Origin of the sequence: Micromonospora carbonacea (assembly GCF_014205165.1) — a bacterium.
Lineage (GTDB): Bacteria > Actinomycetota > Actinomycetes > Mycobacteriales > Micromonosporaceae > Micromonospora > Micromonospora carbonacea.
On sequence record NZ_JACHMZ010000001.1, the window covers coordinates 3,014,978 to 3,028,597 of the forward strand.

The following is a 13,620-nucleotide window of genomic DNA, read 5'->3' on the forward strand; positions in this document are numbered from 1 at the left end:
CGGACCCGGCCGGGTCAGTCCCCCTGGGCCGGCGGGTCGGCCGGGGTGCTCGCCGTGGTCGGCGGCGGGTCCACCGGCGTGCTCGCGGTGGTCGGCGGCGGGTCCACCGGGGTGCTCGCCGTCGTGGGCGGCGGGTCGACGGGCTTGGTGGGCGGCGCGCCCGTCGGTTCCGGCGCGGGCGACTCGCTCGGCTGCGGGGTCGGCGTCGGGGTGACCGACGCCGAGGGGCGGCCCCCGCCCGGCCGGAACGTGCGGTCCGGGTCGCCCGCGGCGTCCTCGGTGGCGGCCGGGTCGTCGGAGCCCTGCGTCGGGTCGGCCGCCGGGGCGGTCGGCCCGTAGTTCGTGGCGGGGGCGTTGGCGTTCGTCGCGGCGCCGAGCGCCGCGGCCAGCGCGATCCCGGCGACCGCCACCGCCGCGAGCGCGCCGATCAGGGTGCCACGGCGGCCCGGGCGGCCGGTGAGGGTGCGCACCGGCGCGGCCGTCGGCCGCACCGGCGGCAGGTCGCCGCGGGTGCTGTCCAGCCTGTCCCGGGCGGCGGGCGGCCGGCGCGTCGACACCGGCACGGTGCTGGTGGGCGCGGAGCTGTCGGCGATGGTGGCCCGCGCGGCCTCCGCCATCGCCGCGCCGGTCGCGTACCGTGCCGCCGGGTCCTTGGCCAGGGCGCGGGACACCAGGTCCCGCACCGGCCCGGGGATGTCGGCCGGCAGCTCCGGCGGCTCGTCGTCGAGGTGCCGCACGGCGACCTGGAGGGGGTTGTCGCCGGTGAACGGCGGCCCGCCGGTCAGGCAGCAGTAGGCCACCGCGCCGAGGGCGTAGATGTCCGTGGCCCCGGAGACCGGTCGGCCCGCCGCCTGCTCGGGGGCCATGTAGAGCGCGGTGCCCGGCACCGCGTTGGTGCTGGTGATGCTCGTGACGTTGGTCGACCGGGCGACCCCGAAGTCGACCAGGACGACGGTGCCGTCCTCCTGCACCAGCAGGTTGCTCGGCTTGACGTCGCGGTGGACGATGCCGCCGGCGTGCGCCGCGTGCAGCGCCTGGGCTGCCTGGGCGACGATCGACATGGTCTCGGCCACGCCGAGGTGCCCCGCCGCCTCGATCCGCCGGGACAGCGGCTCGCCCTCGACGAACTCCATCACCAGGTAGTCGGCCCGCCCGCCGCTGGGCAGGTCGTCCTCGCCGCAGTCGTAGACCTGCACGATGCCGGGGTGCCGCAGGGCGGCCATGATCCGGGCCTCGGCGCGGAACCGGGCGATGAAGTCCGGGTCGGAGACCAGCGCCGGCAGCAGGACCTTGACCGCGACCCGTCGGCCGAGGACCTGGTCCGTGGCCCGCCAGACGTCACCCATGCCGCCGGTGGCGACACGGTCGTCCAGGCGGTACCGACCGCTGAGCACGACTCCCGAAGACAACACAGCAATACCGTACCCAGAGCGAGCCCGGCTCACCTCCTGCGCTCCGGCCGCGCCGGGCGGGCCGAGGGGGTGGCCGGGGCGTCCGGGCGGCCCGCCGTCCGGGCGGCCCGTGATCGACTCGCGACCGCCCGTCACGGGTCGCCCGGGACGATGGCATGGCCTGGCCGAACGGCGGAGGCCCCGGTCGGCCCGCCCGGCCCGCGTCGCCGGTGGCGTCCGCGGCCCGCTCCGTGTCACATCGACTCGCCGCGTCCACCGCTTGATAATTCTCACTCTTTCTCCGGGACGCATCGCCTTGTCCGCCCGGCACCCCGCTCCTAGCGTTAGCGCGGCTCGGGCCAGCCAGGCTCCCCGGACGGGTCACGCCCGCCGACGGCCGCGCCGGGTGGTGACCGCACGCGCCGCCCGGGCGCGTACGGTGTCGGGCGTGATCAGGGTCAGCGGGGGGCTGATGGTGCGGGAGGAGGTCCGACCGCCGGGCCAGGACGGTGCCGTGCGCGTCGCTTCCGACGGGCCACCCGCCGACCCCGGCCGGTGGGAACGGCGTACCCATGACGAGTGAACTGAACGAGGCGGTCGTCGCGGCGCAGGCCGGCGACGAGGACGCCTTCCGGTTCCTCTACCGCAGCCTCCAGCCCGGCCTGCTGCGCTACCTGACCGCGCTGGTCGGCGCGGACGCCGAGGACGTGGCCTCGGAGACCTGGCTGCAGATCTCCCGGGACCTGCCCACCTTCACCGGCGGGGAGTTCCGGGCCTGGACCGTCACCATCGCCCGGAACCGGGCCATGGACCACCTGCGCCGGCAGCGCCGCCGGCCCTCGCTGCCCGTGCCGGTGCAGGCGCTCAGCGACCTGGCGGGCGACGCCGACACCGCCGAGCGGGCCGGCGAGGCCCTCGGCACCGAGGCCGCGCTGGCGCTGATCGCCACCCTCCCGCCCCGGGAGGCCGAGGCGGTGCTGCTGCGCGCGGTGATCGGCCTGGACGCCGAGAGCGCCGGGCGGGTGCTCGGCCGGCGGGCCGGCGCGGTGCGCACCGCCGCCCACCGGGGGCTGCGCCGCCTCGCCACGCTCCTCCAGCCCCAGGACCCGACCCCGGAGGCCGCCCCGCCCGCGCCGTCGCCCCGCCCCCGCCCCGGCCGGCCGGCGTCCGGCGCGCCGTACGTCGAGCAGGCGGACGGCTGACGTGAGGGGAAACCGATGAGCTTCCGGCAGCCCGACCGGCCGGACCTGCCCGCCGACCGGGCGGAGTCCGACCGGCTCCTCGACGCCGCGCGCGACCCCCGCGCGGGCGACGCCGGCCGTCCCGCCGACCCCCTGACCGACCTGCTCGCCGCGGCGGCGGCCCCGGCCCGCCCCGGCGAACTCGCCGGTGAGGAGGCGGCGCTCGCCGCGTTCCGGGCCGCGCGCGCCGCGCCGGCGTCCGCCCCCGCGCGTCCGCCCCGGCGGCGTGCCCGGGGGATCGGGGCGGTCGCCTGGATCGGGGCGGTCGCCGCCACCGCGACCGCCGGTGTCGCCGTCGCCGCGGTCGGCCTGGACCGGGCCGACGACGCCCCGCGCCCGCCCGTCCCGGGCACCGCGCCCGCCGACCCCGGCGTCTCGGGACCCACCGGGGCGGGACCCACCGGCTCGGGGCCGACCGGCGGCTCCTCCGCCCCCGGCGGCGGGGACGCGACGCCGGGCGACGCCGGGCCGGGCGCGTCCCCCGGGGCCGTGCCGCCGCCGACGCCCGGCCGCACCCCCGGGCCGGCCGGCACCAGGGCCGCCGCGAACCTGCCGGGGCTGTGCCGGGCGTACCTGGCCAAGCCGGCCGCACAGCGCGCGGAGGCGCTGACCACCCCGGGATTCGCGCCGCTGGTCGACGCCGCCGGCGGTGCCGCCGAGGTGGAGAGCTACTGCCGACGCCTGGTCCCCGACGCCGGTCCCGCGGATCCGCCGGCGGCCCGCCCCACGCACACCGGTCGACCGGCGTCGAAGGCCACCCCCGCCCCGGACCCCGCCGACCAGGACTGATTCCCGAAACACCTGTTACGGCAAGGCGAGCGGAATTCGTCTGCTAGACAGAAGATGGTCGCAGCGCGGACGCCGGGGCCGGGAAGGGTCAGGCCGTTCCGCCCCGACCGAGGGAGGATCGTCTCGTGGTCACGTCACCGGAGCTGGACCGGACCACCCCGCTGCGGGAGGTGGACGACGCGGTCCGGCACATCGCCAGGATCTGCTTCAAGACCGGCCCACCGACCCGCACCGGTGTCGAACTGGAATGGACCGTGCACGACGCCGCCGACCCCACCCGCCCCGTGGACCGGGAGCGGCTCCGGGCGGCCCTGGGGCCGCACAGCCCCACCACCATCCACGACTCCAGCCCCGCCGCACCGCTCCGGCACGGCAGCGCCGTGACCGTCGAGCCCGGCGGGCAGCTCGAGATCTCCACCGCGCCGCGCTCCTCGGTCGCCGCGCTGGTAGACGCCACGAACGCCGACATCGCCCAGGTCACCGACCTGCTCGGGGCCGCGGGCCTGATGCTCGGGCGCACCGGCATCGACCCGTGGCGGCTGCCCCGGCCGGTGGTCGACACCCCGCGCTACCGCGCCATGCGGTGCGTGTTCGACCGCCACGGCCCCGCCGGCCGGACCATGATGTACAGCACGGCCGGGCTCCAGGTCTGCCTGGACGCCGGCGAACCGGACCAGGTCACCGCCCGCTGGGCGGCGGCCCACGCGGTCGGTCCGCCGCTGCTCGCCGCGTTCGCCACCGCCGACCGGCACGCCGGGCGGCGCACCGGGTGGGCGTCCGCCCGGATGGCCGCCTGGCTGGCCATCGACCCGGCCCGCACCCGCCCCGTCTGGTCGCCGCAGCGCCCCGACGCCGACCCGGTCGCGGCCTGGACGGCGTACGCGCTGGCGGCCCCGCTGCTCTGCCTGCGCGACGACGCCGCCGACTGGACGCCGCCGCCCGGGGTGACCTTCGGCGACTGGATCGGCGGCGCGCTGCCCCGGCAGCCCACCACCGACGACCTGGACTACCACCTGAGCACGCTGTTCCCGGTGGTGCGTCCCCGTGGCTACCTGGAGATCCGCTACCTCGACGCCCAGCCGGGGCCGGACTGGCGGCTGCCGCTGGCGGCGCTCGCCGCCCTGCTCGCCGACCCGGCCACGGTGCGCCGGGCCACGGCCACGGCCACGCCGGTCGCCGACCGGTGGCACGAGGCGGCCCGCCACGGCCTCGGCGACCCGCCGCTGGCGCGGGCCGCCGCCGGCCTGCTCGACCTGGCGCTGGCCGCCCTGCCCCGGCTGGACCTGCCGGCCGACCTGCACGACGAGACGACCCGGGGACTACGGCGGCGGCTGGCCGCCGCGGAGAGGGGATCGCGGTGACGACCACCCACGAGCTCGGCGCGGAGCAGCTGCGCAGCCGCATCGCCGCCGAGCTGGCGCGCGCCCGGGCCAGGACCGCCGGGCTCACCGAGGCCGTCGACGACGCCGACCTGCTGCGCCAGCACTCGCCGATCATGTCCCCGCTGGTCTGGGACCTCGCCCACGTGGGCAACCAGGAGGAGCTCTGGCTGGTCCGGGACGTCGGCGGGCGCGAGCCCGTCCGCCGGGACATCGACGACCTGTACGACGCGTTCAAGCAGCCCCGCCGCGACCGCCCCGCGCTGCCGTTGCTGCCGCCCGCCGAGGCCCGCGCCTACCTGGCCACCGTGCGGGACAAGGTGCACGACCTGCTCGACCGGGTGCCGTTCACCGACCGGCCGCTGGTCGCCGACGGGTTCGCCTTCGGCATGATCGTCCAGCACGAGCAGCAGCACGACGAGACGATGCTCGCCACCCACCAGCTGCGCGTCGGCCCGCCGGCGCTGCACGCCCCGGACCCGCCGTCGCCGCGCGTGCGGGTGGCCGACGAGGTCCTGGTCCCGGCCGGGGAGTTCACCATGGGCACCTCCACCGACCCGTGGGCGCTGGACAACGAGCGCCCCGCGCACCCGGTGCGGTTGCCCGCGTACGTCATCGACGCCGCACCCGTCACCAACGGCCGCTACCGCGAGTTCATCGCCGACGGCGGGTACGACGACCCGCGCTGGTGGAGCGAGGCCGGCTGGGCGCACCGCACGAAGGCCGGGCTGACCGCCCCGATGCACTGGCGGCGCGACGGCGACGGCTGGGCGTACCAGCGGTTCGGCCGGTGGTCGCCGGTGCGCGACGACGAGCCGGTGGTGCACGTGTGCTGGTACGAGGCGCAGGCGTACGCGGCCTGGGCCGGCAGGCGGCTGCCCACCGAGGCGGAGTGGGAGAAGGCGGCCCGCTGGGATCCGGCCACCGGCCGGTCCCGCCGCTACCCGTGGGGCGACGAGGAGCCGACCGCCGAGCACGCGAACCTCGGGCAGCGGCACCTGTGGCCCGCGCCGGTGGGCGCGTACCCGGCCGGGGCGTCACCGCTGGGCGTGCACCAGCTGATCGGCGACGTGTGGGAGTGGACGTCCAGCCCGTTCCGGGGGCACCCGGGGTTCGCCGCGTTCCCCTACCGGGAGTACTCGGAGGTGTTCTTCGGCGACGACCACCGGGTGCTGCGCGGCGGCTCCTTCGGCACCGACCGGGCCGCCTGCCGGGGGACGTTCCGCAACTGGGACTACCCGATCCGGCGGCAGATCTTCAGCGGCTTCCGCTGCGCCCGCGACGCCCGACCCGACGAGTCGGGCCGGTGAGGGCCGGTCACCCCGGGGCCGCCTGATGTGCCGGCACCTGGCGTACGTCGGGCCGCCGGTGATCCTGCGCGCCCTGCTGTACGACCCGCCGCACTCCCTGGTGCGGCAGTCCTGGGCACCCCGGGACATGCGGGGCGGCGGGACCGTCAACGCCGACGGCTTCGGCGTCGGCTGGTACCCGCCCGGCGGCGGCGAGCCGGTGCGCTACCGGCGCGGCACGCCGATCTGGGGCGACGCCACCCTGCCGGGGCTGGCGGCGGCGACCACCAGCGGCGCGGTGCTGGCGGCCGTTCGGTCCGCCACGGTCGGCATGCCGGTGCTCGACACCGCCGCCGCCCCGTTCGCCGAGGGGCCGTGGCTGTTCAGCCACAACGGGGTGGTGCGCGGCTGGCCCGACGCGGTGGCCGCGCTCGCCGGCCGGCTGCCCGTACGCGACCTGCTGACCCTCGACGCGCCGACCGACTCCGCGCTGCTGTGGGCCCTGGTGCGGCACCGGCTGCGGGCGGGCGAGGACCCGGCGCGGGCGGTCGCCGCCACGGTGGCCGAGGTCGCGGCGGCGGCCCCCGGGTCCCGGCTCAACCTGCTGCTCACCGACGGGCGCACCGTCGTGGCCACCGCCGTCGGCCACGCCCTGTCGCTGCGGCGGTCCCCGGGCGCGGCGCTGCTGGCCTCGGAACCGCACGACGACGACCCCGGCTGGCAGGCGGTGCCGGACGGGCGGCTGGTGGTGGCCACGGCGGCGGGGGCGCGCGTCGACGCGCTGCCCGCCGGCTGAGCGGCGACCGGCCCGCACAGGTGGGGAACGACACGACCGACGGAGGGGACACCCGATGAGCGCGGAACCGCTGGAGATCTACCTGGAGGAGCAGGACCTGGGCCGGAGCCTGCGCGACGACGTCCGCACGGGGCTGACCGCGCGGCCGAAGTGGCTGCCGCCGAAGTGGTTCTACGACGCGCGGGGCAGCGAGCTGTTCGAGGAGATCACCCGCCTGCCGGAGTACTACCCGACCCGGGCCGAGCGGTCGGTGCTGGCACGGCGGGCCGGCGACGTCGCCGAGCTGACCGGGGCCAAGACCCTGATCGAGCTGGGCTCCGGCTCGTCGGAGAAGACCCGGCTGCTGCTGGACGCGTTCACCCGGCGCGGCGGGCTGGGCACGTTCGTGCCACTGGACGTCTCGGTCAGCGCCCTGCGGCAGTCCACCGAGCAGATCGCCACCGACTATCCCGGCCTGCGCGTACGCGGCATCGTCGGTGACTTCACCCGCCACCTCGACCGGCTGCCCACCGGTGGCCGGCGACTGGTGATCTTCCTCGGCGGCACGATCGGCAACCTGCTGCCGGCCGAGCGGGCCGGCTTCCTCGCCGCCATGCGTGCGTCCCTGGAGCCCGGTGACTGGCTGCTGATCGGCACCGACCTGGTCAAGGACCCGTCGATCGTCGTCCCCGCCTACGACGACGCCGCCGGGGTGACCGCCGAGTTCAACCGCAACGTGCTACGGGTGGTCAACCGGGAGCTGGGCGCCGACTTCGACCCGGAGGCGTTCGCGCACGTCGCGCTCTGGGACCCAGAGCAGGAGTGGATCGAGATGCGGCTGCGGGCCGAGCGGCCGGTCCGGGCCCGGGTGCTCGACCTCGACGTGGAGTTCGCCGCCGGGGAGGAGCTGCGGACGGAGGTGTCGGCCAAGTTCCGCCCGGCGGGCATCGCCGGGGAGCTCGCGGCCGCCGGCTTCACCGCCCGGGAGTTCTGGACCGACGCCGACGGGCTGTTCGGCGTCACCCTGGCCCGCGCCGACTGAGCAGCGGGTCCGCCCCGCCCCGGCGGCCAGGCGGCGGACCTGTGGGGTAGGGTGGGGCGCGAAGGGGAGTAGCCCCCAATGTCGTGGTCGACACACTGGTGCGTTCCGCATCCGGCCACGCGGCCCCACCCTCCGGTGGGGCGGGCGAGACCTTCGACCCAGGCTGTCTACAACAGCCGGGTCGAGGGCGCCCCACACCCCCGGCCCGGTGTTATCGGGAAGGGTGTCATGGAAGGTTTCCTCGTCGCGCTGGCGGTCAGCTTCGGCGTCATCTTCGTCGCCGAGCTGGGCGACAAGTCCCAGCTGATGGCGCTCACGTTCGCCACCCGGTTCAAACCGATCCCGGTGCTCGTCGGCATCACGGTCGCCACCGCCGTCGTCCACCTGGCCTCGGTCGCCATCGGCTACGGGTTGGGCGCCGCCCTGCCCACCGGCTGGATCTCGCTGGTCGCCGGCCTCGCGTTCCTCGGCTTCGGCGTCTGGACGCTGCGCGGGGACAAACTCACCGAGGAGGAGAAGCGCAAGGCCGAGCGCGGCGGCAGGTCGGCCGTCGTCGCGGTGGGCGTGGCGTTCTTCCTCGCCGAGCTGGGCGACAAGACGATGCTCGCCACCATCACCCTCGCCACCAAGTACGGCTGGTTCGGCACCTGGCTCGGCTCCACCCTCGGCATGGTGGCCGCCGACGCGCTGGCGATCCTGGTCGGGCGGCTGCTCGGGCGGCACCTGCCCGAGCGCACCATCCGCTACGGCGCGGCGATCCTCTTCGCCATCTGCGGCCTCTGGCTGATCTTCGAGGCCGTCGCCGAGCTCTGACCGACAGGGCCGTCGCCGGGCACCGGGCTGCGGGGCCGTCGCCGGGCTCGACCGGCGGCGGTGACTACCCGCCGGCGCGCCGGGTAACGGCCCCGGGTGAGCTGGGACGACATCCTGCGTACCGGCGACCACCTGGCGGTCGCCGTCGTGGAGGTCGCCGGCGCGGCGGTCATCTTCGTCGGCGCGGTCTGGGCGGCGCTGCGGTTCGTGGTCGAGGGGCTGCGGCACCGCAGCGCCGCCGTCTTCACCCCGATCCGGTTGACCCTCGGCCGGTTCCTCACCCTCGGGCTGGAGTTCCAGCTCGCCGCGGACATCCTGCGTACCGCCGTGTCGCCGACCTTCGACCAGATCGGCAAGCTGGCGGCGATCGCCGCCATCCGGACGGCGTTGAACTTCTTCCTCCGGCGCGAGATCGCCCAGGAGAAGCGCCAGATCGACCCCGACCGGCCGGCGGACCCGGCGGCGGAGCCGTCCCGCGCGGCGCGGCCGGGGGCCCCGGCGTCGTCCGCCGCGGCCCCGGAGCCCGGGGGCCCGTCGTGACGGCCCCGCTGCCGTCGGTCGTGACCGCCGTCGCGCTGCTCGTCGGCCTGGCGACCCTGGCGGCCACCGGGTCGTGGCGGCGCGCGCTGCGGGTGCTGCTGGACCTGCTGACGGCGGCCGGGCTGCTCCGCCTCACCGGCGACCAGGGGTGGACGCAGCTGGCGGGGGCCGCCGCGATCGTGGCGGTGCGCACCGCGCTGTGGCGCGTGGTGGTGGCCACCACGCCGCCGGGCGGGACGGGGCGATCCGCGGTCCGCAGGGGCCGAGCGCGCTGCGGGGCGGACGATCACGCCTTACCGTGAGCGCCAAGAGGCGATTATGGCGATGTCTGGAGGGAAAAGGTATGAGTCGGCACGACGAGCCCAACGAGTATGGTTTCGCCGGCGGCGCCACCGCCCCCGAGCCGCCGGCCGGCGGCCGGCCCGAGGAACAGGACCTCGCCGAGGAGGTGGCGGTGCCCGGCGACGACCTCACCGGGCCGGTCAGCGACGCGCTGAGCGAGGAGACGGAGCAGGCCGAGGAGGACGGGCCGGCCGGTCGCCGCCGCTGAGGCGTCGGCAGGAGGGCGAGCCCGCCGGGCGTCGCCGCGAAGCGTCCACAGGGGTCGCCGGGAGTGCCCGGCGGCCCCTGTCCCGTCCGCCCCCGGCGGGACGCGGGGGACGGACGGGCGCGCGCCGTCGTCCGCCGTGCCCGCCCCACGTCACCTCGGCCGTCCGAACCGAGTTGGTCCCGGCGTGGGGAAGGGCCTTCGATATCCGGTCGAGCGCCGATTTCATCCTTATTGCCGTCTTTGTGCCTTTGAATCCTCTACAGTCGGTTCGACCGGATGCGCTGGTGGGGCCGGCGGAATGAAGGGCCGCCCCGTGACTGCTGAGGGAGCTTTGGTGCTTGACATGTCGACCACACTGATCGGACGGAGGCTTCGCGCCTGATGGACGTTCGCGATTTCCTCCGGACCGTCCGGCGTAGCTGGTGGGTGGTCCTGCTCTCCGTCATGGTGGGCCTCGCGGTCGCCGCGCTGGTCACGGTCCGGACCGAGCCCCGCTACGCGGCCTCGGTGACCTTCTTCGTCACCACCCCCAACCAGGGCGTCACCGACGCCTACCAGGGCAACGTCTTCATGCAGCAACGCGTCAAGTCGTACGCCGACCTGTTGCAGAGCGACCGGCTGGCGCAGAGTGTCGTCGGCAAGACCCCGCTCGGGCTGACCGCCGAGGAGGTGCAGGCGCGCGTCAGCGCCGCCGCCCTCCCCGACACCGTCCTGCTGCGCGGCACCGTCACCGACACCGACGCCACCCGCGCGCTGCGGCTGACCGAGGCGATCACCACCCAGTTCGTCGACCTGGTCAAGGAGGTGGAGTCCGCCGGGGAGGGGCGAACCCCGCCGGTCAAGGTCGAGGTGATCAGCGGCCCCCGGGTCGACTCCAGCCCGGTGTCGCCCAACCCGGCCCGCAACCTGACCCTCGGCGCGCTCGGCGGCCTGCTCGGCGGCATCGCCCTGGCGCTGTTGCGGACGCGGCTGGACACCCGGCTGCGGGACTCGGTCGCCCTCCAGCGCGCCACCGGCAGCCCGCTGCTCGGTGAGATCCCGTTCGACGCCGCCGCCCGCACCGCGCCGCTGATCGTCGGCGACGCGGCCACCTCCCCCCGGGCCGAGGCGGTACGCAAGCTGCGGACCAACCTGCGCTTCGTCGACGTGCACGAGCCCGCCCGGGTGATCGCGGTGACCAGCGCGTTGCAGGGGGAGGGGAAGACCACCCTGTCCTGCAACCTCGCCATCGCCCTCGCGGAGGCCGGCTGGCGGGTCGCCCTGGTCGACGCGGACCTGCGCCGGCCCAAGGTGGCCGAGTACCTGGGCATGGAGGCCGGGGTGGGGCTGACCGACGTCCTGCTCGGCGACGTCAGCGTGGGCGACGTGGTGCAGCGGTGGGGCGACAAGTCCCTGCTCGTGCTGCCCGCCGGCTCGGCGCCGCCCAACCCCAGCGAGCTGCTCGGCTCGAAGGCGATGGCGGACCTGCTGCTGGTGCTGCGGGAGTCGGCGGACATCGTGGTCATCGACACCGCGCCGCTGCGCACCGTCACCGACGGCGTGGTCGTCGCCGTCCAGGCCGACGGGGCCCTGATGGTCAGCCGCTACGGCCGCACCGACCGTGGTCAGGTCGGCGCCGCCGCGCAGGCGCTCCAGGCGGTCTCCGTGCGGCTGCTCGGCTGCGTGCTGAACATGGCCAAGCTCGGCCGCGCCGAGACCTACCAGTACGAGAGCTACCGGGTGGAGGTGCCGGCCGGACCGGCCGCCGCGCCGCCGAGCCACGCCGACGCCGCGCCGGCCGCCCGCAACGGGGCGTACCCCGGCCCCGAGCAGACGATCCCGGACCCGACGCAGGAACTCACCCGGCTGCCTCGATGAGCGCCGCAACCGGTGCCAGCGACCGCTCGATCTCCTGCGCGCAGCGCCGGAAGTCGGCTGGCCTGCCGCCGATCGGGTCGAGCAGGTCGTCCTCGTCCGGGGTGGCCGGTTGCAGGAGCCCCCGGGCCAGGGCCGCGGCCCGCACCGCCGCCCGCAGGGCGCCGACGTCCGCGCCGTCCGGCGCCCCGGCCGCCCCGGCGAGCCGCCCGAACTGCCGCAGGGTGAAGGTGCGGTGCAGGGCGGCGGGCAGGCGCGAGACGCAGGCCGACCGCTGGCGTCGGGTGGAGGTCAGCACCAGCGCGGCATCGGCCAGGTGGGCGGTGGTCAGCGCCCGGCTGCGGAAACCGGCCGGGTCGCGCCCCGTCTCGGCGGCCACCTCGGCCGCGTACGGGTGCATCGGCCGGCCGTCGACCGCGTCGGTGCCGGCGCTGGCCACCTCGACCGGCAGCTTCGCCATGAGCTGCGCGGCCAGGAACTCGGCCATGGGCGAGCGGCACAGGTTGGCGTGGCAGACGAACAGGATGCGGTCGGCCATCGGCGGTTCTCCCAGCGTTCCGGTCGCGGTGTGGCCCGTGGAATCGTATGCGCCCGCCGGCACGTTCCGTGTCCGCGCCACGCCGGTGCGTCATCACGGGGCGGGGAGGCTCCGGTGAGGATCGGCATCCTGTCCTACCACTTCCCGCCCGAGCCGGCCTTCGTCCCCGGCAGCCTCGCCGAGCAGCTGGCCGCGCGCGGCCACGAGGTCCGCGTCCTGACCGGCTTCCCCGACTATCCCGGTGGCCAGGTCTATCCGGGCTGGCGGCAGCGGTGGCGGTACGAGACCCGCAGCGAGCGGCTCACGGTGCGGCGGGTGCCGCGCTGGTCGGCCGGGGACGCCTCCGTGCGCGCCCGCCTGGCGGGGTGGCTCTCCTTCGCCGCGAGCGCCGGCACGATCGGCCGGGGCCACCTGGCCGGCGTCGACGTGCTCTACGTGCACCAGCTTCCCGCCGCGACCTTCGCGGCGGCCGGCCTGCTGCGGCTGCTGGGCGCGGTGCCGACGGTGCTGCACGTGCAGGACGTCCACCCGGAGCTGGAGGCCCAGGGCGCGACGCCGACCCCCTGGTCCGCCCGGGTGGCCGCCGCGACCCGGTGGCTCTACCGCTCGGCCGACCTCGTCGCGGTCGCCGCGCCCGGCATGCGCGACCTGGTGGTCGCCGGCGGCGCCGATGCGGGGCGGGTGCGGCTGGTGCTCAACTGGACCGACGAGCGGCTGTTCCATCCGGCCGAGCCGACCCGGGAGGCGCGCCGCCTCGTCCGGGGCGACGGCCGCTGCGTGGTGATGCACGCCGGCACCATCGGCGCCCGGCACGGGCTGGACACGGCGGTGCGCGCCGCCGCGCCGCTGCGCGGCACGATGGACCTGGTCCTGGTCGGTTCGGGCCCGGACGAGGAGCGGGTCCGGCGGCTCGCCGGGGAGCTGGGCACCGACAACGTCCGGTTCGTCGCGCGGCGCTCGCCGCTGGAGATGGCCGACCTGTACGCCGCCGCCGACTACCAGCTGGTGATGCTGCGCGACCTGCCGGAACTGCGTGGGACGGTCCCCGGCAAGCTGCAGGCCGCGTTCGGCTGCGCGTCGCCGGTGGTGGCGTCGGCGGGCGGCGACACCGTCGAGATCGTGGAGCGCGCCCGGGCCGGGCTCTCCTGCCCGCCGGAGGACTGGGCGACGCTGGCCGACCGCTTCTGGCTGGCCGCCACCATCCCGTCGGCGGCCCGGGTGGAGATGGGCCGCCGCGGCCGCGAGGCGTACCTGCGCGACATGTCGCTGCGCGGCGGGGTCGACGAGGTCGAGCGGCTGCTCCAGGAGGCGGTCGCGGCGCGGCGCGTGCGCCGCCCCGCCGAGCGGGTCCGCCGTTCGGAACCCCGGGCCTAAATCCACCATAACGGCGCGAAGCGGGTGAAGCGCGTGCTAGAAAAT

Annotated in this window: 14 protein-coding genes; 12 read left to right on the forward strand and 2 right to left on the reverse strand. The window is 76.6% G+C overall.

What is annotated here, in order from left to right; all coding sequences use genetic code 11:
- Window positions 1-14: 14 nt before the first annotated feature.
- Entirely contained in the window at window positions 15-1,412 is a 1,398-nt protein-coding gene (locus HDA31_RS13085; protein ID WP_178065275.1) for a serine/threonine-protein kinase, read from the reverse strand.
- Between the two features lie 551 nt (window positions 1,413-1,963).
- Between HDA31_RS13085 and HDA31_RS13090 the strand changes: the two genes are divergently transcribed.
- The 11 genes from HDA31_RS13090 to HDA31_RS13140 all read left to right on the forward strand — a co-directional run bounded on the left by HDA31_RS13090 (window position 1,964) and on the right by HDA31_RS13140 (window position 11,666).
- A complete protein-coding gene (locus tag HDA31_RS13090; RefSeq protein WP_178065276.1) occupies window positions 1,964-2,593 on the forward strand; it encodes an RNA polymerase sigma factor in 630 nt (209 codons plus the stop codon).
- A 15-nt stretch (window positions 2,594-2,608) separates the two neighbouring features.
- Window positions 2,609-3,421: a hypothetical protein gene (locus tag HDA31_RS13095; RefSeq protein WP_184871957.1), complete on the forward strand. Its 813-nt coding sequence runs from the start codon at window positions 2,609-2,611 to the stop codon at window positions 3,419-3,421.
- Between the two features lie 125 nt (window positions 3,422-3,546).
- A complete protein-coding gene (gene egtA / locus HDA31_RS13100; protein ID WP_178065278.1) occupies window positions 3,547-4,782 on the forward strand; it encodes an ergothioneine biosynthesis glutamate--cysteine ligase EgtA in 1,236 nt (411 codons plus the stop codon).
- Window positions 4,779-6,110 (forward strand): ergothioneine biosynthesis protein EgtB, encoded by a 1,332-nt coding sequence (gene egtB / locus HDA31_RS13105; RefSeq protein WP_178065279.1) that lies wholly within the window; start codon window positions 4,779-4,781, stop codon window positions 6,108-6,110. Before egtA ends, egtB begins: the two co-directional genes overlap by 4 nt.
- A 25-nt stretch (window positions 6,111-6,135) precedes the next feature.
- Entirely contained in the window at window positions 6,136-6,885 is a 750-nt protein-coding gene (gene egtC / locus HDA31_RS13110; protein ID WP_178065280.1) for an ergothioneine biosynthesis protein EgtC, read from the forward strand.
- Between the two features lie 55 nt (window positions 6,886-6,940).
- Complete coding sequence (gene egtD / locus HDA31_RS13115) at window positions 6,941-7,906, forward strand: L-histidine N(alpha)-methyltransferase (RefSeq protein WP_178065281.1); 966 nt, start codon at window positions 6,941-6,943, stop codon at window positions 7,904-7,906.
- Window positions 7,907-8,134: 228 nt separating this feature from the next.
- Entirely contained in the window at window positions 8,135-8,719 is a 585-nt protein-coding gene (locus HDA31_RS13120) for a TMEM165/GDT1 family protein (protein ID WP_178065282.1), read from the forward strand.
- Window positions 8,720-8,815: 96 nt separating this feature from the next.
- On the forward strand, window positions 8,816-9,259 hold the full coding sequence (locus tag HDA31_RS13125) for a DUF1622 domain-containing protein (RefSeq protein ID WP_178065283.1): 444 nt from the start codon (window positions 8,816-8,818) through the stop codon (window positions 9,257-9,259).
- On the forward strand, window positions 9,256-9,561 hold the full coding sequence (locus HDA31_RS13130) for a hypothetical protein (RefSeq protein ID WP_074477307.1): 306 nt from the start codon (window positions 9,256-9,258) through the stop codon (window positions 9,559-9,561). The genes HDA31_RS13125 and HDA31_RS13130 overlap by 4 nt, the downstream gene beginning before the upstream one ends.
- A gap of 41 nt (window positions 9,562-9,602) precedes the next feature.
- Window positions 9,603-9,809 carry a hypothetical protein gene (locus HDA31_RS13135; protein WP_178065284.1) on the forward strand — a complete coding sequence of 69 codons (207 nt, stop codon included), beginning with the start codon at window positions 9,603-9,605 and terminating at the stop codon, window positions 9,807-9,809.
- A 381-nt stretch (window positions 9,810-10,190) separates the two neighbouring features.
- Window positions 10,191-11,666, forward strand: coding sequence for a tyrosine-protein kinase domain-containing protein (locus tag HDA31_RS13140; RefSeq protein WP_178065285.1), 1,476 nt, complete (start codon window positions 10,191-10,193; stop codon window positions 11,664-11,666).
- On the opposite strand, the gene HDA31_RS13145 is transcribed toward HDA31_RS13140, so the two are convergent.
- Window positions 11,647-12,201 carry an arsenate reductase/protein-tyrosine-phosphatase family protein gene (locus tag HDA31_RS13145; protein ID WP_178065286.1) on the reverse strand — a complete coding sequence of 185 codons (555 nt, stop codon included), beginning with the start codon at window positions 12,199-12,201 and terminating at the stop codon, window positions 11,647-11,649. The two genes, HDA31_RS13140 and HDA31_RS13145, sit on opposite strands and share 20 nt — an antisense overlap.
- Window positions 12,202-12,315: 114 nt before the next feature.
- Here HDA31_RS13145 and HDA31_RS13150 point away from each other — a divergent pair, with 114 nt between their 5' ends.
- Complete coding sequence (locus tag HDA31_RS13150) at window positions 12,316-13,575, forward strand: glycosyltransferase family 4 protein (RefSeq protein WP_178065287.1); 1,260 nt, start codon at window positions 12,316-12,318, stop codon at window positions 13,573-13,575.
- Window positions 13,576-13,620: the final 45 nt, after the last annotated feature.

Bases quoted from the DNA above. Each gene is read 5' to 3' on its own strand.
- HDA31_RS13135 (WP_178065284.1), top strand. From the start codon at position 9,603: ATGAGTCGGCACGACGAGCCCAACGAGTATGGTTTCGCCGGCGGCGCC.
- HDA31_RS13120 (WP_178065282.1), top strand. From the start codon at position 8,135: ATGGAAGGTTTCCTCGTCGCGCTGGCGGTCAGCTTCGGCGTCATCTTC.
- HDA31_RS13090 (WP_178065276.1), top strand. From the start codon at position 1,964: ATGACGAGTGAACTGAACGAGGCGGTCGTCGCGGCGCAGGCCGGCGAC.
- HDA31_RS13145 (WP_178065286.1), bottom strand. From the start codon at position 12,201: ATGGCCGACCGCATCCTGTTCGTCTGCCACGCCAACCTGTGCCGCTCG.
- HDA31_RS13095 (WP_184871957.1), top strand. From the start codon at position 2,609: ATGAGCTTCCGGCAGCCCGACCGGCCGGACCTGCCCGCCGACCGGGCG.
- egtD (WP_178065281.1), top strand. From the start codon at position 6,941: ATGAGCGCGGAACCGCTGGAGATCTACCTGGAGGAGCAGGACCTGGGC.
- egtC (WP_178065280.1), top strand. From the start codon at position 6,136: ATGTGCCGGCACCTGGCGTACGTCGGGCCGCCGGTGATCCTGCGCGCC.
- HDA31_RS13140 (WP_178065285.1), top strand. From the start codon at position 10,191: ATGGACGTTCGCGATTTCCTCCGGACCGTCCGGCGTAGCTGGTGGGTG.